General features: G+C 41.2%; 11 protein-coding genes. 6 read left to right on the top strand and 5 right to left on the bottom strand.

Features of this window, described 5'->3' with window-relative positions; all coding sequences use genetic code 11:
* Positions 1 to 39 precede the first annotated feature (39 nt).
* The 3 genes from EFY79_RS03050 (at position 40) to EFY79_RS03040 (ending at position 3,236) form a co-directional block, all read left to right on the top strand.
* Positions 40 to 1,047 (top strand): nucleoside hydrolase, encoded by a 1,008-nt coding sequence (locus EFY79_RS03050; RefSeq protein WP_199727416.1) that lies wholly within the window; start codon positions 40 to 42, stop codon positions 1,045 to 1,047.
* Between the two features lie 397 nt (positions 1,048 to 1,444).
* The gene (locus EFY79_RS03045) at positions 1,445 to 2,458 is read left to right on the top strand and encodes a sensor histidine kinase (protein WP_123119183.1); all 1,014 of its coding nucleotides are present in this window, start codon (positions 1,445 to 1,447) and stop codon (positions 2,456 to 2,458) included.
* Between the two features lie 7 nt (positions 2,459 to 2,465).
* Complete coding sequence (locus EFY79_RS03040; protein ID WP_123119182.1) at positions 2,466 to 3,236, top strand: LytR/AlgR family response regulator transcription factor; 771 nt, start codon at positions 2,466 to 2,468, stop codon at positions 3,234 to 3,236.
* 70 nt (positions 3,237 to 3,306) lie between these two features.
* Here the strand turns inward: EFY79_RS03040 and EFY79_RS03035 are convergent, their stop codons facing one another.
* Genes EFY79_RS03035 through EFY79_RS03015 form a run of 5 tightly spaced genes read right to left on the bottom strand, consistent with a single transcriptional unit; the run spans position 3,307 to position 19,407 of the window.
* Complete coding sequence (locus tag EFY79_RS03035) at positions 3,307 to 5,037, bottom strand: hypothetical protein (protein WP_123119181.1); 1,731 nt, start codon at positions 5,035 to 5,037, stop codon at positions 3,307 to 3,309.
* A 30-nt stretch (positions 5,038 to 5,067) separates the two neighbouring features.
* Positions 5,068 to 9,930 (bottom strand): hypothetical protein, encoded by a 4,863-nt coding sequence (locus tag EFY79_RS03030; RefSeq protein ID WP_123119180.1) that lies wholly within the window; start codon positions 9,928 to 9,930, stop codon positions 5,068 to 5,070.
* A 25-nt stretch (positions 9,931 to 9,955) separates the two neighbouring features.
* On the bottom strand, positions 9,956 to 13,249 hold the full coding sequence (locus tag EFY79_RS03025; RefSeq protein ID WP_123119179.1) for a hypothetical protein: 3,294 nt from the start codon (positions 13,247 to 13,249) through the stop codon (positions 9,956 to 9,958).
* Positions 13,250 to 13,267: 18 nt separating this feature from the next.
* Positions 13,268 to 16,807, bottom strand: a complete 3,540-nt coding sequence (locus tag EFY79_RS03020) for a DUF6603 domain-containing protein (protein WP_123119178.1) — start codon at positions 16,805 to 16,807, stop codon at positions 13,268 to 13,270.
* Between the two features lie 29 nt (positions 16,808 to 16,836).
* The gene (locus tag EFY79_RS03015; RefSeq protein ID WP_123119177.1) at positions 16,837 to 19,407 is read right to left on the bottom strand and encodes a metallophosphoesterase family protein; all 2,571 of its coding nucleotides are present in this window, start codon (positions 19,405 to 19,407) and stop codon (positions 16,837 to 16,839) included.
* A 744-nt stretch (positions 19,408 to 20,151) separates the two neighbouring features.
* Between EFY79_RS03015 and EFY79_RS03005 the strand changes: the two genes are divergently transcribed.
* The 3 genes from EFY79_RS03005 to EFY79_RS02990 all read left to right on the top strand — a co-directional run bounded on the left by EFY79_RS03005 (position 20,152) and on the right by EFY79_RS02990 (position 25,176).
* On the top strand, positions 20,152 to 22,629 hold the full coding sequence (locus EFY79_RS03005) for a TonB-dependent receptor domain-containing protein (protein ID WP_158605134.1): 2,478 nt from the start codon (positions 20,152 to 20,154) through the stop codon (positions 22,627 to 22,629).
* Between the two features lie 378 nt (positions 22,630 to 23,007).
* Positions 23,008 to 23,781, top strand: coding sequence for a peptidoglycan-binding protein (locus tag EFY79_RS03000; RefSeq protein ID WP_123119174.1), 774 nt, complete (start codon positions 23,008 to 23,010; stop codon positions 23,779 to 23,781).
* A 309-nt stretch (positions 23,782 to 24,090) separates the two neighbouring features.
* The gene (locus EFY79_RS02990) at positions 24,091 to 25,176 is read left to right on the top strand and encodes an AI-2E family transporter (protein WP_123119172.1); all 1,086 of its coding nucleotides are present in this window, start codon (positions 24,091 to 24,093) and stop codon (positions 25,174 to 25,176) included.
* Positions 25,177 to 25,236 lie beyond the last annotated feature (60 nt).

Below are 25,236 nucleotides of genomic sequence, written 5' to 3'. Positions count from 1 at the left end.
TTTATTTTTGCTATAAAATGTTCTGATTAATTTAATAAAATGAAAAATATTTCAACTGCCTATTTTGTGCTTTTAATTTCAACTATACTATTCGTGCCCAAAATGAAAGGTCAAATAATTCAAACGCCGGCGAATATAATTTTTGATTCCGATATGGGTCCGGATTATGATGATGTGGGCGCTTTAGCAATTTTACACGCAATGGCAGATAAGGGAGAATGCAAAATTCTTGCAACTGTTTCCAGCAATGAGCATAGCTTAACAACTGCGTCAATGAGCGTGCTGAATACTTATTTTAAAAGACCCGATATCCCCGTTGGTGTTGTAAAGGAAAACGGGATTAACGTTTCCTGCCCCCAAAAGTGGGATTCGTTGATAGTGTCCAAATATCCTCATGCTATCAAATTAAATTCTGAAGCTGATGATGCGCTGAAATTGTACAGGAAAATACTGGCAGACCTACCAGACAGCAGCGTCACAATTGTAACGGTTGGCTTCCTGACCAATATGTCAAATCTTCTTGATTCAAAACCAGATGAATTTTCTTCTCTTAATGGAAAAGACCTGGTTAAGAAAAAAGTGAAGCTACTGGTAAGCATGGCGGGATGTTTTAATGAAGAGATGGGCACGTTTAAAGAATTTAACCTGATGAAAGATGCCGCAGCTTCAAAATTTGCATTTGACAACTGGCCGGCACCGATTGTATTTAGTGGCTTCGAGATAGGCGAGAAAATTCATACCGGGTTGCCCATAACAAAAAGCAGAGTCAGCAATTCACCCGTCAAAGATGTTTTTGCTCACTGCATTCCGCTTGATAAAAACGATGCAAACGGAAGAATGAGCTGGGATGAAACCGCGGTGCTCGTGGCAGCAAGAGGCTATGAAAAATATTTTGGCGCAGTAACAGGAAAAATAATTGTGAATAAAGATGGCAGCAATAGCTGGGACAAAAGGGGGACAAGAGATAAATTTCTTACCCTAAAAATGCCGGTTAACCAATTGGAAAACATTCTTGATTCACTGATGATGCGTCTGCCTTCGGAATAGGAAAGATTTCAAACCACAAAGCTGCAGCGTATAATGGTAATTCTTAACGATTTTAATTTAGTAAATTTTTTCTAAAAAGAAAGCGGACAGGAATGCCCGCTCGGAATATGTATCTTTCTATACACATGAGATAATGTGAAATTAAGCAGGGAATTTTAATTCTGAAACCCTGTTTTTCTAAAGCATGAAAATGTAAAGTTAAAGCATGAAAATGGCGCATTGAAGTTTACACAAATCCAGGTTGTCTCATTTCGATTTCTTCCCTTGCCATTCATAAAAAAAAATGAGCCTTAAGCTAACATTACAATGTTGTTAACAATTAGAAAATTTAGTTTTGATGCTGACTACACACCCCTACGAAATCACCCGATTTTTTTTTTGATCAATCCGGATTGTAATGATTAAAGATAAACTTTTACGGTACCTTTTTATTCCGTTATTGGGGATTTCAATTCCTTATTTATCCAATGTCATCACTTATCGGAATTATACATTTCTGCAACTCGCTGCCATCACTGTGTATTTCATTTTTATGTCGTGGAGCATATGGAATTGCGCCGCGTGGCTGCATCATAAAATAAGAACTTGGTTTACGCTTGACCAGAATACCTTCATCAAAATTTCTACCATCTCCCTGACCAACGCATTGTTTGGCGGCGCGATTGCCTCTATTCTCACATTGATTTATTACCGGTTTTCGAAAGAAAATTTTGCATGGACATATTTTTTATTGAACGTGTTTTTGTCCGTCCTTGCAGTTATTGTGTTCACGCTGGTCTATGAAATTTTATACCTGGATAAAGAAAGGCAAATTGATTCAAGGGTAGTGAATCAATTGGATTTGGAAAGATCTATGGCTGAAATGTCTAACCTGAAAAATGAACTGGAGCCGCATTTTATTTTCAATTCATTGAATGCACTTTCCCATCTGATACTTACTGACCCGGCTACTGCGCATGTATTCAATAGTAAGCTTGCCAGTGTGTACAAATATTTTTTAATCAATAAAGACAGGGATATGATTCCGTTGCAAAATGAAATGGAATTTATCGACAATTATCTCTTTCTTCTGAAATTACGGTATGACGAGCAGCTACAATTTATCTCGAAGTTAAACCCGGCGCATAACGACAAAATAATGATTGTTCCTTTTGCGCTGCAAATTGCAGTTGAAAATGCCATCAAACATAATGAATTTACCTGTCACGAGCCTCTGACTGTAAGTTTTGAACATCACGATGAATGCATCCTGGTTAAGAATAACAAAAAGCCCAAAACGCATGTTCCTCATTCAACGGGTATAGGACTTAGAAACCTGCGGGCCCGCTATCGACTGGCATGTAATAAACAAATAAAAACGGAAATTACTCATCACGAATACACTTTGCAACTACCCTTAATCTATAAATAACAAATCCATGATTCAAGTCATTCTTATTGAAGACGAAACAGTGGCCATGGAGTGTATGGTCCGTATACTCAATGAAATATCTGAAGAAATTGTCATCAATGCCCGGTTGAGATCTGTGAAGGAAAGTATTAAATATTTTACTGGAAACTCAAAGCCGGCTGACATAATTTTTAGTGATGTTCAATTGTCTGATGGTTTAAGTTTTGAAATATTCAAAAACGCCGGAGTAAAAACGCCGGTGATTTTTACAACAGGCTATGATAAATTCACTTTACTTGCTTTTGATAATAACGGTATTGATTATTTACTTAAGCCCATTCAAAAGGAAGATGTAAGTAAAGCTATTTGGAAATACAAAAACCTTCAGCATCACTTTCAGCCAAATGGCCTACAGGAATCTTATTCAAAACTGCTGGCTCATGTTCATTCAGCCGGCCGGTCGAGGCTATTGGTAAAGCGGGGCATGGAAAATATACTATTGAAAACTGAGGATGTGGTTCTTTTTTATACCGAAAAAAAAGTAGTTTTTGTAATTGATAAATTTTCAAAAAAATACTTGTTAGACAAGACGCTCTCAGAACTGGAAAATGAGTTGGATCAGCAATTATTTTTCAGGGCAAATCGGCAGTATATTATAAACCTTGATTATGTAAAAGGCTTCAGGCCGTTTGAAAAGGTAAAGCTGCAAGTTGATTTGAGCAATGATGAGTTGAACCATTCAATAATTGTGAGCCAGGAAACCGCCCAGGCTTTTAAAAAATGGATCAGGGCTTCCTGATAAAGAAAAAGTAGTGCAAATAAAAAATACAGTTTTTGTTTGTTTACTATCCGCGCTAAAAAAATAAAAATTATACCGGCAGGATTTGGTCAAACATCAATCCACTCCACCCTTCTCCCCTGCCTATCGTTTTGCTTCTGCCAATCCATAAATAAGTTTGCCCATTTAGCCACCGTGTTCTTTTGTACATTCTTGATACAATTACACCTGCTCTTGGTACTTCTTCCTCCTCAATAAAATGCACAGGCTGCTGTTCTGTAAGCAACAGGCTAAGCGGTGCCGGGGCATTGGGAACTTTTGCTCTTTGCAGGCGGATTTCCTGCTGGCTGTTTTCTTTATGCACCGGAATGAAGGGAATCCAGTTTTTGGGAACGCTGGTACCGATTAGATACCTGATTTTAGCATCGGGATCTGATGGAACAAAATTGACATCATAACGTGAAAGCTCTGATTTTACACGGCGGCTTCCACCAGCTTCTGAAGGTATCACACTTTCAATAGCCCAAACCATATTGGCCATTTCATCGCGCATAAAATTCACCTTTTCAAGTGGTTCGCCATATTGCGTTTTTACTACTGACGATGGCAGGTAAAAGCGGTTTCTGGGAGAAGGCCTGTTTTGCATTTCAGTATGACGAAAGCAGGCAAATTCATGCCAGTTCATTTCCGGATCTTTAAATGTAGGCTCAATAAGAATATTTTGACCAAATACATCTGTAACCATGATGGATTTTACTTCGCAAAGGGTATTGCTCTGCAGTTGGTAAGGCAATACAAACCAATCATTGGAGTAAGTCAATCCATATTCAGCCAGCAAGATGGAGAGCAATCCGCTGGTACCTGTCTGAATTTTTCCAAAATCAACACGGCTGTTTTCCATTTGCCAAAAGCGTGGATTTGGCATACCGGAATACTTTAAAGCCGAAGGAATAAAGCTTTGCACGACCTCCACGAAGTTATCAGGAGGTAATTGTTCAGGAGCTTCCTTCAAATTTTCATCGAAAGTGAGCCAGTCAATTTTGCCTGACGAATACTGTGTGGCTTCAAGGAATGACTGTGTACTACTTTCAACATGAGGCAAATCCAATTCAAAATTATATTCCATCCGATCGGGCCGCCATGAAGTTTGGCCCACAGCCGGCAAGTGATATAAATTGGTGAACCACTTGCTGAATTGGGAAGCGACCACCTGTATAAACTTGTCGGTATCGCCGGCAGAAATTCCAGGTATCGTTTTTATAAATGATTCGAATTTATTATCATTGATGTCTTCCCAAATTTTATAGCCATCGGGAAATACTCCTGAAGTAGACTGAAATAAATACATCGCTTCATTATCATCCGTATCCATGACAGCAGCAATCGGATATTGGGTAATGAATGCTTTTTTATGGCCGGACAATCCAGCACTGTTCATCAATTTAAAAAACTGCCTGCCCATTTGAACCGAAAGATAATAATCATGACGAGGAAGCTCACCCTCAATCAGCGTTTCAAGCGGCATTTTATTTGCATCATAATTGACGGGATTTCCCTGGTTGAAATGAATTACTTCTGGCTGCTGGTGCTCCGCCAGGATTTTTGCCTGGCATGCAGTGGCGGCATCTTCTCCCTCAAATTCACCCATCTGCCATTGGCGGCAAAGCAGCCAAAGCGGATCGGCAATTTCAGCCCTCAGGCTCCTATCAAATTCATCTGTCCGTGGCAACCCTTCCAGCCGGTTTCTGTTCGAAATAAGAGGCTTGGTAAATACCGGCAGATTTAATTTGAATTGAGAGATCTTGTTGATTTGTACCTGCATAAATTTTATTTTAACTCATTAAGGCCTTGTTTAATTCCACTTTTTATAAAGCTCAAGATTTTGATTTTTGGCAAGCGTCAAAAATTTATCGCTTAACAAAAGATAATCCAGCGATACATTTGCTTCATTTACATCAAAAGAGGCAATCGTCATGGGCAGCAACACGCCTAAAGCCGGATTTTCCATGAGATGGTCTGGTTCTACTGCTCTCGACTTGGCGCGGCGGAGCGTGTCGTAAATGATTCCCTGCAAAACATTCCAATCCCATTTGCCACTGCCGGTGGGCTCTATGGCCACTATTACCGACTGCGGAGCTGCTGCTGAAGCCTGGTTATAGTGAAAGGCTATTCCGGTAACTTCTTCATTCACCGGTATCTTTTCCGTCCAGTCGTCAATAATTAAAACAGACTGTGCAGATGAAGTATTCGTAGCAGCGCTGCCGGCAAAAGCGAGCGCTATGGTATCATCCAGAATATTGAAAGGTGCGCCGTTATACTGTTCAGGAAATTCAAACCCGAGCCAACTATCATCAGGACGGTAAGGAACCTGGGCTACCTGAAAATTTATTTCATTATTGGAAACCGACTCCGCCATAATCCTCGCGGATTCAAGATTTGCGACACGTTCGCGTACTCTCGAAACTGATTGTATCCATAATTCTTTATTCGCTTCCGCCGGAATAGTAGATACCGTCTCAGCATGAGAAAGAATTTGCTTTTCGTCAGCAAAGCACTGGGCCAGTATTTCCGGGTTTGAATAATTGAATTGAGGTATCGGAACGAAATCATCTCCCATAACTATTTTGGCAGCATCAACGAATGAATTCCGCTTCGTGATGTAGTTTGTGTCTGCCACAGCATCTGACAATTTTTTATTTCCACTCTTGATTTTTGTATCGAGTATTTTCCAGATATTAAAAGTCTTTTCTAAAAAATCACGCTGATTAATTTTTGTAATAAAGGTTTGATTTTCGGGGTAAGCCAATTGAACGCCATAGCCGGTAGCCATGATTTGAAAATTGGTAATGGCGGTGACCGCTGCCTCGTTTAATTCAAGCGCATCAAAGCGATTTTTTTCACCAGGCTTTTGATTCATAATATCAAAGAACTTTCCGAGGTTTTCCGGATTAAGATCATTTTTTGGAACGGTAGTATTTGGTACGATGCTGTTAAATGAATTGAATGCGCTAGTAAGGCCGGCAATTGCACTACTAATCCTGTTTTGAAATTCAGTATAATTAATTCCTGAATCATCCGCGCCGGAAGAAACTGTCTTTTGTTTTGAAGCAAAATCTTTTGCGGTAGCAACCCTTGAACCAGTCAGCATGTTTTTCAAATTTCTTAAAAGAGGATATACCTGTGCAAGCGTGATTTTATTTTCACCGGGGGCAGCAGGGCTAAAGCTGATTTTTACTGAAGAATTTTTATCTGTATGATTCACTTTCCGGTACTGGTAAGCAATGCGGCTTTCCAATTCTGTAGCCCCACCTGCAAGATCTTTGGGAAGAATATACACAAGGTCAATCGGTTGCAATCCTAAATCTGACAAGGAAAGGAATGCAGGTTTGGTTTCGTTTCCATCATTATCAACCGCAGCAACGGAGCATACAATATTTTGAGCGTTTCCGATAATTTCAGCCAACCATTGATTCATTCCTGGTTCGAAGGCTGACCTGGGAGAAGCAGCCTGAGGCCAACCATTGACAGTCTTTACCAGAGCGCCGGTATTAAAATGAAGCGAAATTCTGTGCGTATAAGTCAGCAGGCTCGAGCGTGGCGTATCAGTAACCTGTATCTCAGGGGGCGTGTCAGCAAGTAAAGCCGCGTTCAGAACCGAAGAGGTCCGGTCCTGGTTTCCCTGCGTAAGTTGATAGGCGCTTTCTGCAAGCAGTACATCATTGCAGGCATCCAGCAGATCAGCGAGCTTGTTTTTAATGTTAAGAACATCATCTGCTAAATTCGGGTCTGTAACAATCGCGTTTATTTCAGAAACCGGTGCTTTCACTACTTTTAATCCGTTCACTACCGGGTAGGTATTAATCGTTTCCTGGGCCTGGGGCGCGCCCTGCTGGGGTATGGAAATATTATCAATTGCATATTTGTTCCTGAAATCATAAATATATTGATTCAGGTTTCCCAGGCCGCTACTGGTAAAATCATGCATAGCTCTTTCAAACTCATATCCTAACAAAACCTCGATAGACAGACCATTGCTGACTCCACTCAGTATATCCAGGGCTTTTCTTGTGCGCTCACTGGAAAGATTAATAGCAAAAGTATCCGGGTCAGACTTGGATGCATGATTTTTATAACCTGCCAAAAGCAAACCCATAGCTGTAGCATGATTCAGAGAAGGAACATGCGAAAAGCCTGCGTTCTCTCTCAGCTTAACCGGCGCAATATTATTTGCCGGCCTTATCTTTTCAGAAAGGGTATCTACGGCAACCGGCACTTTAGTTTCCGGTTGAACATTTTCGACCCAGCCATAAGCACCTATATAAATTCCGGTAGGAATGGATTTGCGGTTAGCAAACGCCCGCCTGGTAAATAAACCCGTCTGCCACGCATCCAGCCGGTATGAACACAGATCGATGAAGTCGCAAAGGTTTCTTTCTAACCCGGCAGTAGATAAACCTGCGATTTGCGACATCGCATTGCGCATGGACGTTACATTTTGGTTGTAAGGAATCTTAATTTTACTGTCTAATAAGTAGTCAGCAATATTTCCATTGATTCCTGAAAATTTTGTACTGTCCACTTTCTTTGCCTGGCCGCTTAACAACTCATAAGTAGTAAGGTCGCCAACACCTTTATTGAAATTGAACAGGCTTTTTTGAAATGCGCTATACTGAATATCAATTTTGTTATCAAAATAATACCTGGTTCCTGATTGCGCAAGTTCAGTTAATAATGCATGGCGCAATAAAAGGCAAAGCAATGTCCTGGGCGGTATATCGCCATCAAAATTTACATTTTGAAGAGCAGACAGTGTTGCTTTTTTAGCCATCCATTCAATGTAATTCAGATTTGATTTGGGCAGGGGCGGCAAAAATTCTGCATCAGAACTTTCTTTATCGGGCACCACAAGCTTTTTTCCGGATAGAGCAACCGTTCTGTCATAGAAAATAAGATCTGAAATAAGAGGATAATAATTTTCTGCGCTCAACTTATACCCTAAAGTTTGAAGAAAATTTACAATCACCTGGTTAAGTGAAAGCACCTGTTTTTTGAACTGGTCTATATTAATATTTGATAACGAATAACTGTAGTCCGGCAAGTTTCCAAGCCTTTGCCTGAACGCAACCGAACCCGGTTGAAGGCCAAGAATACGAAGCAATGTTTCCGTATCTCCGCCTTTGCCTACGCACAACTTCTTCGAGTTTACAATTCCGTCCCAAACCAGTTGCAATCTCCTGAGCACGTCTGAAAATCCTGTATAAAACTTTGAACTGGGTTCTGACCAGCTTTGAATGTCGCTGCTAAGTAAAAAACCGTACGGCTGATCTCCTATGCGAATTGCCGGTAATGGCCCCCGCGAGCTTACATAACTGGTAAAGAAACTTCGGATGTTAACCGCATCCATTTCCTTTACAGCGGGCTTCATGTATTCATTAAAAAAATCTGATAATGCGGCTGCATACAATGCGGTATTCATATTCAGTGCATCGCTATGCTCTCTCATATCGCTGTGATTCAATTCACGGATATTGGAAAAATCCACACCGAATATTTGTGTGAAAAAATCAAGATCTGAACCTGGATTATTAGCCAACTTTTCGCCTGAATAATAACCCTTTGCCAGGTGATCTTCATTTTTTGTATAGCCTGAGCCATCCTGCTCGGTATTATTGGTGGCAGTACCGCGCGGCAAAAAAGAAAAACCATTAGACGAATAATGATGGCTCTCAAAAAGCTGTTCCAGCAGCATTTTCCCCATATCAGGGCCAGTAGACAAAGAAATACCAAGAATTGTTATTTTCTCAATTGTTTTTCCGGAAGAAAACATTTGAGGCTGCAGCTTAATTTTCATTCCCATCCCGCCCTCAATGGCTTTATCAAAATTTTGCAGCCAGTCAATGTCTTCATTTAAGGTGATCCCACTATCATCTTTCTGAATCGCCGGATCAGCAGCCAAAGGATCGGGGCCTAAAAAAACAGTATCCGGAATTACATTGCCAGCCTGCTCATACACCACTTTATTATTACGGTAAATTGATGCCACAAATTTATCAGGCAAAGCTTGTGCTCGCGGCGCTTTTGTCCAGGAATAATCCTTCACATCTCCGTATTGAGGGAATGTAAGGCTTTCAGGTGGCGCCACAGTAGTGTTCTCCCAATTTACCGGCTTGGTGGATATAGCCACCCATAGGGCGCGCTGAGCGTTGGTAATAATATCTCTCAACTGCAGCCATGCATTTTTCAAATTATCTTCTCTTGTTGCAGCATCATTTTGCTTTACCAGTTCGGCCGCCCTTTTCCAATAAGCTTCTCCTGCCGAAATTTCTTCTGCTGTTAAGTCTTTTTCATGGGAATCGGTGTGGATGTCATCAGGAAAAATTCTAATCCATAGCTCATCTGATTGTGATGCCGGGGGCGAAACAAAACGTGTTTCAATACGTACGGGCAATAATACCAAAGGAATATTTCCATTTAATTCCTTCACTAAAAGTTTAAAGTCCACAGCGTGTAAATTCTTAATCGCATCATTCAGTATTTTGCCGGATGATCTATAGGGCAATTCTGCGGCCTTTAGCGCCTGTTGAATTTCTGACTGGCTTCCACCCGCCATGTTTTTTTGTATCGCCAATTTTGTTGAATAGGCTTTTTGGTCTGCCTGGCTTTGGGCAAATCTTAATTTCTGAATCTGGTCTAATTGTTCCTGGAAGGTTGCCATGACTTTTATTTTATTTCAAAAAAATTCAATTACGATGTAACACATTCGTCACGTAATTTTTATATTCCGTTATCAGTTTCGTGGTTGGAGCAGTTCCCGGATTTTGATTCGTTATCTCTTTATCCAGCATTTCGGTAGCATGTACCGCAATCATTACGGGCCTTTGCAGCAAGATAGTCGCCATGTCGGCAGCGCTTCTTCCCCATATTCCTTTTTTGCCCGTACTATCCTGGCCTTCGATAGTGTATGCACCTCCGTTTGGCATTTCAGGAGGCTTTGTACCCGATACAAAATCAATTTTGCCTCCATCAAAATTTTCCCACGAAAGGTCGTTCCAGGTTACTGAATCGGGTTTATCCGGATCAAAAGAGATATCCATTCCAAACCGTGGCTCACCGGGCACTTCTGCAATCACAAAAAACCAGCCATCACCTTGTGGCTTCACGCCGGCAGCTTCATCAATCGTAAGGTCAAATCCCAATAATTTTATGTCGGGTGGCACATCTGCCTGGTACTGAGGAAAAAGAACTTCGGCTGCCAGCCCGGCATCATCCAAATCTTTATGAATGCACCATTTGTTGTTTTCATCCCGTGATGCTTTTTGGGCGTAGATAAGCGTATTTGGAAATTTTTTCAATAAGTCGCCTCTAATCACAAATACCAGTTGCTCCGAATCTTTATTCTTGTCACGGGCATTATTTTCTCCCAATTCATTATCCTTGTTCCATATATGAATGGGCGCAATGTCTTTCAGCGATTCTGCATCTTCAGAAGAAGAGGTTGGAGAAATAATTCCCTTTACATCCCAGAACTGACGGAAATAACTACCCCTCATATCGGTAGGATATTCGCGCCACAGCAGCTCTCTGCCCATCTCATAGTTGAGCCCTACAAGGTATGATTCAATAAATTTTTGATTGGTCCGTAACAGAGAAAAGGTATTAGGCTGAATGAATTCGAGATTAGGAAGTAGTAATTCTTTATCCCGGTCAATCAGAAGCTTATAAGTAGCATCAGGAAAGTCAGGATAAGCCATTGCAGGCAGCATATCATCAACAGGTGGAACCACTACTCCTTTTCCCCAAAAAATCTTCTTATTTAAAATACTTTTATAAGCATTCAGGGGCGTAATTGCCACTAAAGTTTTGGACGACATCGTCGGAATATCAGCCAGCGGTTTGTCAGGAACAGTTTCAGAATAACCGGCCCTGATATTATTTTCTGTATACGCGATTTTATAATTATCATTAATTACGACAGAAACAGGAAGCTGCCCGATACCGGCGCCCGTCGCAGGCGTGTTGATAACTTTTGTTGGCGTCGCAGGAACATTGACATTAGTGCCGCCCGCAGCAGGAACGCTACCCACATGCGTTGAAGTAACCGGAACATTGGCTGGTTTCACCGGAGTAACAGGCGTATCCCCAATATTGGTTGGTTTTACCGGGATATTAGTTCTTGTTGTTGCCGGAGACGCGCTTACAGGGGGTGTGGCAGCCTTTGGCGCAATAATACCAGTTCTATTAACATTGGTTGCCTCCAAAGCTTTACTTACCAGAACATTTTTAAATCCGCCGTTTTCTAATTGTATCGGCTGGAATTTCACAGTTTCATCGAGGTTAGAAACTGTGCTCCAAATATTTAATTTGCCAATTGAGGCAGAGGGAACACCTGTGGTAATGCCGGCCACAGCAGCCACGGATTTAAATTTATCAACAGAAGCAGAAGTGATACCGCCTGTCTTGTTGATATCCCTGGCGATAGAAGTTATTGACGCCTGTTGAGTTCCGGTTTTTTCTAACGTTCTGCTGATGGAGCTATTTACGCGCATTAATTTTTGAGTTGGAGCCATAAATAATGCTTCAGGAATCCGGCTTTGGCTGATTTGCTTTTTAATCGTAAAGTTTGAAACTAAAATTTTAGAAGCCAACCGGCGCGTGAGTGTTAACACTTTTTCCTGAGAAAGATTTTTTATGTTTTTATTAAAGCTGGTATTCATCACTGCGGCCATTACCTGCGCAAGTCTTGATTTTTTGTTTGCTTCAAGCACATCTGATAGCTGATCCCACGCCTTGTCCATAAACGCTTCCTGCCCATCCTGAACAGCCTTCACTCCAAAACCTGCAGGCACGCGGTTTCGCGGGTCACGGTTGAGATCGTTATACCAAACATCTGAATTGGGATCAAAAACCGGAATTATCTTTTCTCCGGGTTTGCTGAGGTCCTTTCGCATCGCATGATACATTCCATAAAAAGGAATAGTGACCACAGGGTCTCCGTCAGTTTTCTCTACCTGCGCCCGGTTCAAATTAACCAGCTCCGCAATGCTGGATTGAAATTCATTGGGAACAATGGTGGTAGACTCCGCCGTAGGCGCCTTCACCGCTCCTTCAAGAAGAATAACAGGCGGATTGGGCGCGGGTATTTCTGCAGAAGAATTTAATTGAAAATATCCTGGTTTACTGCAATCCATTGGCCTTACGCCTACCCTTTTGTCCATTACCCGCGGCTCAATAAGCTTAACGAGGCTTTCAAAATCAAAATTGGCCCCGGTTCTGAAATTCCAACGGAAATAGACAGGAAATTCGGTTTCACTTAAACCATCATGCCAGGCCGCTTTTTGCGCGGGTATGCCGGTAATAGGTTGTCCCAATGCCGCTAATCTTCCGGTTTCAAAAGTGGGAATCAAAAACGCATAATACATAGCATTCGCCTCCAGTTTTCTTGGACACATCACCCGGCTGTACACTCCATCCGGATCGGTTTTTATATCATTGGCTAGGCTTTCAATGTATTTCTCAAAATTGGTCTCATCGTTTTTTAAATTAGAATGCATATGAGCCCATAAATGCAGCTCATCCGCCCGTTGCAACGCATTCATATTTTTCACCACAATTGATTTCAGGGGCGATTGCAAAGGAGTATCTTCAAATTCATCTTCTTTAAGAACTACCAGGCTTATCCATGGGCGCAGGCTCATATTACCTGTTCCGGCAGCAGATGCCGGCGTATAGCGCCAGGGGAAATCTTCATCATAAAATTCGATGTAAGGAAAATAATTAGGTTCAAAATTGGAAACGCCGTTCCTTGGCTCACATCGAATAATCATGTCCTGCTGAATGCCAATAATATCGCCGGGACCCACTAACGTGAAATTCTTTTGAGGCACGGCAATATTAGTATTTAAAGTGACATTCACCGGCACTGTGGCCCGCTCCTTTTGTGTTCCATCGCTTTTGGCAAGTGTGTCCTTTTCAGCGATGTTGCCCGAAATACCTTTGCGGGCCCACGAAAAAAATTTGTATTCTCCAAAGCTCATAAAGAAAATTTTTTATGGTTAAGCTAATTCATGAACACCAACGATTTGAAGGTCGTCTGCCATTGCCGGTTTTGTTTTAATAATATTATTTAGCGATTGCAATACTTCAGCATAGCTTCCGGACCTCAGGTTTTGATCAAATTCTGCCAGGTTACTGCTGGAAGCCACCGTGTAAGCCTGGTCGACTACTTTTGTTTTTACAGGAGCATTCAGCGGGGATTTGTTTACATTTTTCCAGCTAAGGTTTGACTGGGAAGCAGCAGCACCCCTTATCATATTATTAAATGCACCATGAGGGAATTTGGTTACAGAAGGCTTTTTGCCCACACTGTCATCGTAAGTATAATCCAATTCATAATCTAATTCAGACGCATCCAATGTACTTTGGGCAACTGTCAATTTCCCTGAATCACTAATGATAATGCCTCCATCAAGTTTTTCAAAAGATTTACGCGACAGCTTTTCGGCTTCGGATAATGGCTCAAAATTCCCTACAGCAAATAATTCCTTTTCCGCAGAGAATGAAAGTTCATCTTCCCCAATTCTTATTTTGGTAATGCTAAAATTAGTTTCGTTATCATGCAATGGCTTTCTGTTTCCATACTTTTTGATATCGAAATTCAAGGGAAGTGTTCGCTGCGCAAAAGCAATGGCTCCAAATGGATGAATGAGTAAATCTACTTCTTCATCGTCTCTCAGTGTTCGGACGGTTACATGTATATTGTTGAAATCGGGAACGATTGGTTTCCAATTGGCCGCCTTATCCAACTCAGCCTGGATAAGTCCGAGCAAATCCTGTGTCTCATCAGGAACTCCGGGTGATGGTTCGCCCCAGGTTGTACTAAAGCCAATGGTGATGGTAGCGAACAGAATTCCGAATGAAACCTCTCCCTCAATATGCCAGGGTGTGGTTCCGGACAGCGTGCCTGCAAAGTGGATTCCATAAAGAATCGAGGAATGATGGCGAAGGGCAAGGGTAGCTTCCAGTTTTACAGAAAAGCTGAACGGATCAAAAATGAATAAAGCATCAAGGCTTAACATTCCATAAATATTAAAGCCCATAGATCCTTCAGCCAGTAATTCAGCTTTAGCGCCAAACTGAACAGTGTTGGAGGTTACCGCAAAATAGCACTCAATACCCAATCGGGGATTATCGCCACTTAATAACTGGAGGCTAATTCTGTCCATGTCCCTGAAAGCGCCGGGCAAGGTGGGTACTACCGGATAATCTTTAAAATCCGGATGAAACCCGCCCACACTTAGACCAAAAGTGCTGTTGTCGCCCCACGCCACAACAAGGGCCAGGGAGCCTGTTAAAGGGAACCCGACCAAATGAGAATCAAAGAGTCTTGCTTCAAAATATAAAAACTCGTTTTGGAAATCAATAACCCCCAGGAAGTTTACCTGGATTTTTACTACTGCTGTTTCTTCAGTGGGCAAAGCAAGTTTAATAACGCCTAAGATGAGTATTTTAGGGTCGGGAAGTTGCAAAATGATTCCAAGTTCAATAGAGATAAGCGTAGGTGTTCCCCAACCAATTTTACCCATAATGCCAATCAAAAAGCTATCCTGCTGAATAGGAAATATCTGTTTGATATCGCTGATGATCCGGTTGATATTCCCGACTACATCTTCAGGGAATAATATACTTTTAATGGCATTGGTTTTCAATCCGGCCCTCAACGCTTCTACTTCTGCACGCCTGTTTACACCCAATAATCCGCCCACACCCAACAGCGTAAAACCAAATCCCAATTGGACGGCTGAAAATTCAGCGGTAATGATAATGAGCATTGAAAACCCTTTCGAGCCATCAGGCATAATCGTATTTAAAATACCAACCGCTTTTAAATCGAAAAGTCCTTTGAACGAAAGCTCCAGTGCACCAAAATATTCTCCCTTATCCGGATCGAGATAAAGGAAACCTCCTCCTTTTACTACTCCTGCATTCACCATCACGCCAGCGCCTGTTGGCCACTTGATGCCAGGAGTAAGGTCATAGCCCAATATGCCGCCATTACCATCCAGTTTTTTTACATTCAGCGTCATTCCCAGCCTGCTGATGGTGATTGTAATTACAGAACCTAGCTTTAGCCAAAAATCAAGTGATACTTCTAATTGGAAATTTTTAAGAGCGCTATCAGCACTCAGATTGAGCGTTAGTGTATCAAGCCCTACAATATTTCCGAGGTTTTTGTGAAGCGGAATCTGTTTATGAAGCGCATTCAACAATTTGGCGACGATGGCTTCAACAGCACCACCACCAGCATCACCTCCTTCTGCCGTTTTAGCCATCGTTTTAGGCGGGGTTGGAGCGCCGTCCTGGCTTCCAGATTTACTTCCCGTGCCTATATTGCCATCACCATCCACAGTGAAACCTTTGGTAGCACTATATCCTATACCAAGAGGAAATTTATCTTTAATATCATCCGGCAAAAAATTAAATGGGAAACCTGTCAAGCCGCCTTTGTTAAACTCATAATGGATATCCAATATTCCTTTTGCCAAAACATCATCCGGCGTAACCATCAGCCCCAGCTTTACAGTGCCAAAGGCAAACCGGATAGCAGGTTTATCCAGCAGCGAAATCTTCTTTGGATCTTTATTTTCATAAGTATATACCAATAAAATTTTATTGCTTTTTCCTTCGTTTACTTCTGAAGGATTACCAATCCGAAACAAGCCATCGCCGGTTATTTCATAATCAATTTTATTTTTGTCATCAATAGAAATTGTGTCGCCAAATGTGCCTTTTAATTCGGTTACGAAACCGATACCCTGTTGTTCTTTTGGAACAAAAACCAGTGTATTAAAGAACTTATCTTTTTTGCGCGATTTCGATTCCAGTGAATAAGAAAATGTGCGGTTGGTTATTTTATCTGCGTTAGCTGTTGTAGCTGATGTTACATTCTCAAACCCGTAATTAGCGGAAATTACAAGGTCTTTTACGCCTTTTGACCGAAGATAATGTTCAAGATAAAACAAGCCACCCGAAATTGCCATAAACAAGCCATCCGAAACAGCCGTTGTAGATTCTTCGGTGTCAAAAGTTTTTCCTATCTGTTTGAAAAATCCACCAATATAATCTTTGATGAAATTAACCGAACCACCCGCCGCCACTGCGCTTTCATCTAAAGTATCCAGCAACTCCACCACTGCATGAACTTCCGGGTGCCTTCTTCTCAAATAGTCGAGTGTGAGGAGGTTTAATAAAGCAGTTACCAATTCACCGGCAACATGCTCGCCGGCGTCTGAGGCGTCGTCGCTTGCTAATGCTGCCTGGATAATGCCTTCGATGCCCATAACCACAGATGTTAAATCAGCAATGGCACTGGCCAATTGAAACGGCTCTACCTCATCATCGGCTTTATTGATGTAAGCTTCCAAACCTCCGGTAGATGGAGTGGACGTTCCCGCCGCTGTTCCGGTGATGCCAAGCGAGCCGAGCAATTCGGTCCGGGCCTGGTCATCAGAAAACATGTTGATAGCGGGTTTCAGAATTTCATAAAACGTTTTCAACAATTTTTGAAAAAAATCCTGACTATTTGAATCGGCCATATTTAAATTTTTTTCTGTGAAGGAATTAATTATGCTGAAGGCAGAACCGGCTTAGCTTTTTCGGAAGCCGGCGTAGTCAACGGAACTTCAAATAATAAATCAAACGCGCCTTTCAGCTCATGTTTCAATTTCCAGTCGGCACCATCTGCCTCGAAGCTTATATATCCGATATTTGAATTCCATGCAATACGTCTTGACTTTTTGCCTTCAAATAAAGCCTGATGCCTTTGCACTACCTGGTAATATCCATTCTTGAGAGATGTGGCATCCGATAAATTGATCTCCGCAGTGACGAGGTCATTTTTAATCGGCCTTTCATCTTTCAATACTCGCAGCCGCCATCTCCAATCCGGTTCCGGGCTTACATGAGCTCCGGGTGTCCATCCTTCCACGGGAATGGTACCCAGGCCAGCCATAGCGCCATAAAGCCTGTAGCGATTTCTTGGAGAAACATTTCCTGTTTTAGTGATCGTTTTATTCTTCCATCCAAATTTTGAAATACTTTCCCCAATGCATGTAAGGATCCGTTGCACCATAGCGCCTTTGAGGATTGACAAATTGCCCATCCATTCATTTTTGAAGGCGCTGGCAGTAAGCTGCACAATACGGCTCGTTGGCGTTTCTGATGTGCCTTTCCAATAGTCGAGCACAACAGTATCGCCATAGTGTACATCGCCTGAAAGAAGAATGACTTTTTTATAGGTATTCAGCCGATCCAGAAGTCGTTCAAAACCGATAGTATTAAATCCCCAAGCTTCATAATCAAAACCCAGCCTGCCGGCAATGATTCCGGGGTTGTTATTGTCTGATTGAAATAACGAAATGGTTGCTGCTGCTGCAGGCTGTATCAACTCTTCAAAGTTAGGAAATCCCAATACCGGGCATGGCGAGATCACAATCACAAAATCCGGGTTGTCGGTGAGCGTTTCCGGCAATTGAGAAGCAAGGCTTGTTTCAGAAATCAATTGAGGCGTGGTGTTCAGGCTTTCATAAAACCGCTGCGTGCGCGTATCAAGAACAAAAGCTTTTACGGTTCCCAATTCTACATCAAAGTTCCATTTCAGCGTAGAAGGGTTTCCGCTCATTCCAAACATAGCATCTAACTTATCAGTAACATCTGCCCTCACCGTGTCTATGTGTGAATTGTTGGCGTACCTGTCACAAAACTCATTTATATAAATAAGGAGTTTGGATTTGTCGTTCGTTGCATTTGCGATATCATCAAAAATCAGATCCACGCCTTGTTTATAATCGGCGGGGACATTTCCCCAATCCTGGAAAACGGTATAGGCCATCATTGCGTTACGGATAATATCGCGGCCAAAAGGTTTGGAAAGCACTTCATTATTCCATCGTTTTGTAATAAACCAATCGTCGGTCACCTCATGATCATCCATCATCATGTAAGATGGCACGTTTGCCAATGTGCGACTCACTTTTGGAAGCGCTTTCATGAAAGCTGTCATATTAATTACCTCGTCGCGGACAGCGTCTTTAATATCTGCAAGCCATTTTTTATATTGATCGCTGTTATCGTTGCGAAATTGTTCTTTTGTAAAAGTATCTGTACTAAAAATATAGGCGTCGGTTTTTCGGATATTTTCCGTATCCCTGATCAGGTTAACGAGATTGGTGTCTGCATCTACGCCTGGCCCATCTACGAATTTATTTACTACTTCATCCAACTTTGCATTCACTTCACCATCACCCGCATCCTGTATTTTTTTTATTTCAGCAAAAAGGTCTTTGTTCCACGAACGAATATTCCAGTAACACAAGTAAGTGGCGCAATATTCTTCGAAAGTGAGCAAATGATTGATGGCTGCAGAGCTTGAAAATCCTGCGTATTTACCCACTAATCTCTGCCGCAATGTAGGCGGATAAGCGGTAATATCAGATTCTAAATCTTTTTCCTGGTTGTCGTCGCCTTTTATTTTCATTTTTTCTGATGACGCCGCCGAAAAAATTCCTACGCCATCAAGAGAGCACATATATCTAAGCAGCATGGAAGGCACTTCATCCGCATAAATCTGATCGCCGGTCATGAAAATTGCCTGTGGGCGCTTTGAAGAATCTGCCCGGTTTTCGTCTTTTTTCATATCATCATCCACGAGGGCCAAAGCATCATCGCCATAACCATGCATTTTGCGGCATGAACCATGAAGGATATTCAATTTTGCCGGAGTGGCTCCGGGCAGGCAAAACGTGGGCAACATATCCGCTTTGTAGCCAATAGCCAGTTGGGGCCTGGATTCTAAGGTTGTTCCGTCTTTCAACAAATTGTCTGAATGAAAATCATCGCTTGTTCCGGGCTCATCGGAAGAACCGAATGAAATATTGTAGCTGTAAATCTTTTCCGGATTTAAGCCCGGAATGGGAATATCAGCCGTAATCACTCCAATCCACAAATTTTCGCCAAATTGCACTGTATGTGAATTTCCGGTTGCAAGCGGCGTAGCAGTTGTATCATACTTAATCAGGTTGCCTTCCCAGATTTTAAGAGTCAGACTAAAATTTTCTTTAAAAGCCACCCAAACTGAAACGTGGTTATTTTCCACTCTTCGGAGAATGGGGCCACAAATAATTTTTTGCAGAGCCATAGCATTACAATTTTTTAAATCTTCCGCCTTATGAAATAGTGGATTTTAAAGAAACGATAATCTTATTGCTTTTCCGGGAGATCCGGGGGTTACACAATACGCCACACAACGCCGTACGCCATATCAATGTCAAATATTTGTATAGGACTTAGGGGGCTACGATAGGAAATTGTAATTTCTGAAGGTGCTAGATAAATGCTGAATAATCAGGCGCATTTATCATTTAGGTTAGGTTCTCACAATGCAATAGTAAATAGCAAAAGAAATTAAATATGAATTCAGAATTCAAATATAGGGAAAATAATATATAACGCTCGGCGGTTTAAAATTTTTTTTTAAACCTACACAAAATGCATTACAAAAAAAACGTGTTTGCCGGCCAAACAGTTTGAAAAACAGTAAAGCAACAAATAAGATAGATTTTATTTTAGCTACATGTGAAACATAATTTATTTCGAAAACGCTCGGGGAATTCAATAACATTTTGAAGATCTTCTTTTGATCGAAAATAAATTACCGATAATCTTACATTGGTTTGTGAAGGTGAGCGCACCGGATTTGTCTATGAATCGCCAAAAATAACCGGTAAATGAATGGCACTGAACACGGGATACATTTCACCTTCTATTCCAAACCATTTGCACCGCATTTTTAGACATCTGCCGAAATCGCTTTTCAAACCCCGGGAGGGTTGATTTATTTGCATCGAATTTAAAAATCAATTAAAAATTTAAAATGAAGAATATGAAAATTTTATCCTTATTAATGCTCTTATTTACCAGTTCGCTTTTTACCACCGGGGCTTATGCCCAGGAAAATAATACCGGGAAAATATCCGGCCATGTTTATAATAATGATCAGACGCCTGCGGCTTTTGCCACCATCACTTTGCTGAGATCCTCGGACTCAGCTCTGGTGAAGAGTGGCATTTCTGATTCATCGGGCGCCTATCGTTTTGAAAAAATACCTTTAGGAACTTATCTAATCGCAGCCTCACTAACGGGAACCAAAAAGGCGTACACGAAAAGTTTTTCGCTAAATAATGCCGATGAACAAATTACAGCTTCTGATATTTTTCTGGCATCCAATACAAAGGTATTAGAAGGCGTGCAGGTGAAAGCCATTAAGCCTTTTATTCAACACAAGCCGGGCCAGACAATCGTAAATATTGAAAACAGCCCGGTCGCGGCAGGCAACAGTGTGATGGAAGCATTGGAAAAATCGCCGGGCGTATTTGTAGACCAGGATGGTAATATTTCTATGAATGGCAAAGGTGGCGTAAATGTAATGTTCAACGGCCAGCCTACCCATTTATCCGCAACCCAATTGTCTAACATGCTAAAGGCAATGCCTGCAAGTTCGGTTTCACAAATAGAATTAATGAGCCAACCGCCGGCCAAATATTCTGCCGCCGGAACTGCGGGGCTTATCAATATTGTATTGAAAAAAAATCCATCGTTTGGCTTTAATGGAAATATTACAGCGGGTGCGGGCTATGGCCAGTTTGCAAAATACAATGCGGGAGGCTCACTTAATTATAAAAACAAAAATTTCAGCCTTTACAGCAATTATAATTTTGCCCATACAAAAAACAAATTTGAGATGGATATCGACCGGTATTTTTATGAACCCAATACCAAAATCATTCAAACCCGGATGGACCAGGAAAGCAAAATGAAAACACTGAATAACAACAACACGGCGCAGGTTGGAATGGACTTTTATCTTACTCCGAAACAAACGCTTGGTTTCGTGGCAAACGGGTCTTTTAATGATGGCGAATTTAATACTTACAGTCCTGTTGATTTTAAAAATGGCTCCGGCATAATGGATTCTGTTTCCACTTCAAGAAACCATATCGGCTACTCATGGCAAAGCCAGGGCGCTAATATTCATTATACGATAAACAGCGAAAAAGGAAGCTCGCTCACTGCTAATGCAGACTACAACAATTTTGAAACGTCCATGCCACAGTCATTAATAACCACCGTAACTGATGGCCAGGGAAATCAATTGCACGACACTAAACAACAAAAAGGAACTCAGCCGAGCAATATTAATATATATGCTGCCAAAGTTGATTATACACATCCTTTTAAAGGCCAGTGGAATTTATCTGCAGGTGTTAAATATAGTTTTGTGAATTCAGACAACAACAGCAAATTCAGCATATTTAAAGACAATGGTTGGGTGAATGATGAAGGCAACACCAATCATTTTATTTACAAGGAAAATGTGAATGCAGCTTATGCAAGCCTCGCTAAAACATTTAAAAACGGATGGAGTGCTAATGCAGGCCTTCGTGGTGAGCAAACTATAACCCATACTGAACAGGTAAGCTTAGATTCAGCAAATAAAAATAATTACTTTAATCTGTTCCCAAATGTTTCGGTAACAAAAATGATAAATCCCAATCATATTCTCAGCGTTTCTTTTGCACGGCGTATTAACCGGCCAGACTATCAAAGCCTGAATCCATTTATCTATTATATTGATGAATATACATTCCGCCAGGGAAATCCATATCTGAAACCCCAGTTTATCAATTCAACTGAGCTGTCTTATACTTTTAAACAGAAATATTCAGCAGTGTTGAGTTACAGCAGAACCAGCGACATCATGACGCAGGTAATCAGGCAGGTAGATTCTGCGCATAAAACTTTTCAAACTATGGATAACCTGAGCACGCTGGATAACCTGACACTGACATTAGGAATTCCATTGGTGATTACTCCCTGGTGGCATACCTACAATAGTTTACAAGGCTATTACAATATCTATAAAGGAATTTATGATGGATACGATTTGCACAAAGGAATTACTTCGTACATGTTATATTCCCAGCAAACTTTCATTTTCCCCCACGGATGGAAAGGCGATTTAAGCGCTATGTATAAAAGCAAAAGCATCATGGGGCCAGCAATTCTAAAACCAATGGGAATGGTATCTGCAGGCATTTCAAAATCATTATGGAAAGATAAGGCGAACATAAAACTGAATGTTCAGGACATTTTCCAGACAATGCACTTTGATGGGAAAATAAACTTTGGAGACATTCATGCTAATTCAGTATTTCGCCTGATGGATCGCGCAGCTAACCTTACCTTCACCTGGAATTTCGGTAACCAAAAAGTAAAAGTGAGCCAGTATAAAAATACAGGAATACAGCAGGAAGAAAACCGGTTAAAAAGTGCAAACAACGCAACCGGCGCGCCTAAATAATCCGAATACCAAATAATAAAGAGGTGGCATTTTTACTTATAAAGATGCCATTCTTTTTTTGTGATTGTTTCATCATTGTCCATTGTTCAGATGAAAATTATAGCAATTCTCACCCGCTTTTTGAAACAAAAATAAATAAGTAAAAAATATAATATTCTGCTAACTTCGCTATAGACCTGGCTTGATTGCATTCCAATAAAATATTTCTTAAGGTGAGTCGCACTAATAATTACAATTCGCATGGCCTTAATGAGATTGGAAAACAATTTTGCTCACGATAGTAAACAACATGCTCGACCTGGTTGGTAAACCTATATTCACACCCAATATTTAAGGCAATTCAATTAAACATTTATAAGTCATGTAAAAACTTTAATTATGAATTATCCAAACCGGGTGGTAAAAAAAAATGAAGCCGACACTACAATCGTATCTGCAATTCAAAACCAACTGAATGCTATGGGTTGCGGCCCCATAAAGGTAAATGGGGTTTTTGACAACAATACCGTGAGTGCCGTTAAGCTGTTTCAAACACGCCACGTGGACGTTGCCGGCACGCCTTTAAAAGCAGATGGGCAGGTTGGTCCTATCACCTGGGCTATACTATTTGGCCCGGTAAATATGCCCCTCACCAGCGTATCTACTTCACAACTGCTGATTACAACTTTAGCAGTGGCCGCTTCGCAAATAGGAGTAGTTGAATCACCGCCAGGCAGCAACCGCGGACCACAGGTGGATGCTTATTTAAGAACAGTGGGCCTTAATCCTGTTGGCCAGCATTATAGCTGGTGCGCTGCATTTGTTTACTGGTGCTTTCAACAATCCTCCACTCAATTAAACCTGCCCCGCAACCCTCTTGTAAAAACAGCGGGATGTCTCGACCATTGGCAAAGAGCTAGCTGTCCGAAAATAACGCGCCAGGCTGCGATTAGAGACCCTTCTTTAGTAAGACCCGGCGTTATTTTTATCATTGACCATGGAAACGGCGCCGGACATACCGGGCTGGTTGAAAGTTCACAGGGAGGCTTACTTACTACAATTGAAGGAAATACAAACCAGCAATTGAGTTCTAATGGCTATGGCGTTTTTCGGCTAAACCGGAGAAAAATCGTAGATATCACAAAAGGATTTTTGGATTATAGCATGGTTTGATATGAAGGCATAAATAGTATCCAATAATTTTATTTTTTATTTGCCTTAGCAGTAAGACGACAAATAATTATAGTTTCATTTCGCGGGTAATGTCGTCTTCATAATATTTAATTTGAAGCCTTCCTTCAAATTTTTTTTCTTTGACTCTTTATTGCCAAATCTAAACACGATCGATGATCTGATAGTTTTTTGGGGATATATCAGGATTGAAAGAATTCAGATTTCCAAAATTTTCATTTTGGCATACTTTATGAAAAAGATTTATAAAAACGTTTCGCTCCTTTTTCTCATTATTTGCAAGGATAAATTATGCCGAAAGCCGCAGATGAATATTATAAAAGAAATGTGCGGCTGATATTGATTGCGGCCACAGTGGTGCTGGGTTTGTGGTTTGCATTTGAGATTATCAATGTACTGTTCCTTTTTTTCTTTGCCGTAGTTCTCACATTGGTGTTGAACGCCCCTACTATGTGGCTTGTTTCAAAAAAGATGAGCAGAACTATGGCAGCGCTGATTGTTTTTTTTGCAATGCTCCTTTTTTTATTTTTTATTGCATGGCTTGTAATCCCGCGCATTTTAAGCCAGATAACCACGCTCGTTTCCAACCTCCCCGATTATTATTTTTCGCTGAAGGAACAATTAAATTCTTTATTAAAAGATTATCCCCAGCTCCAGAAAAAACTAATGATAAATGCGGATATCGTAAATGACCTCCCTTCGGCGACGAGTTTGCTAACCAGTGCAAGTCGCTTTTCGTTTACCATCATCGGCGGAATATTTTTATTGGTAGTTTTTTTCAGCATTATCGCTTATATGCTAATTAATCCAGCCCCGCTGGTAGAAACTTATCTTCTTATTTTTCCTAAAGAAAAACGCCCAAAGGCAGCAGAGGCATTAGCTACGGCTTCTAAAATGATGGTAAGCTGGGTGTGGTCTAATTTTATAGTTGGGCTGATTGAAGCAGTGGCAGTTTTTATTTTTCTTTCGCTGATGGGCATTCCCGGCGTGTGGGTGTGGGCAGGATTAACCTTATTTGCTGAAATGATTCCCAAGCTGGGCTTTTATATCATGGCCATTCCGCCCACATTAGTCGCATTATCCATTCATCCAATCACAGCTTTATGGGTGCTCGTATTCTATGTAGCTTTCGACGAAATCAGCGGCGACTTCCTGATGCCAAAAATAAGATCATCTACAATGAATCTACACCCTGTTTCAACCCTGTTTGTAATGCTTGCCATGGCAAGCGCTTTTGGATTAACCGGCGCTCTGATAGCCACGCCACTCACAGCTTTTATAAAGGCTTATTATGAAACTTTTATCTTGGCTGAGGCATCAAAGTCTCATCTTAAAGAAGAAGTGAAGGTGGTTCTCAATTCGAAATCTGAGAAATGATTTTCGTATATGCATGGCCGTTACCAGAATAAAAAAGAATACTATTTTTTCGTTTACTGG

This window comes from Hanamia caeni, assembly GCF_003721595.1.
GTDB classification, from domain to species: domain Bacteria; phylum Bacteroidota; class Bacteroidia; order Chitinophagales; family Chitinophagaceae; genus Ginsengibacter; species Ginsengibacter caeni.
This window is presented reverse-complemented; position numbering and strand designations above follow the sequence as displayed.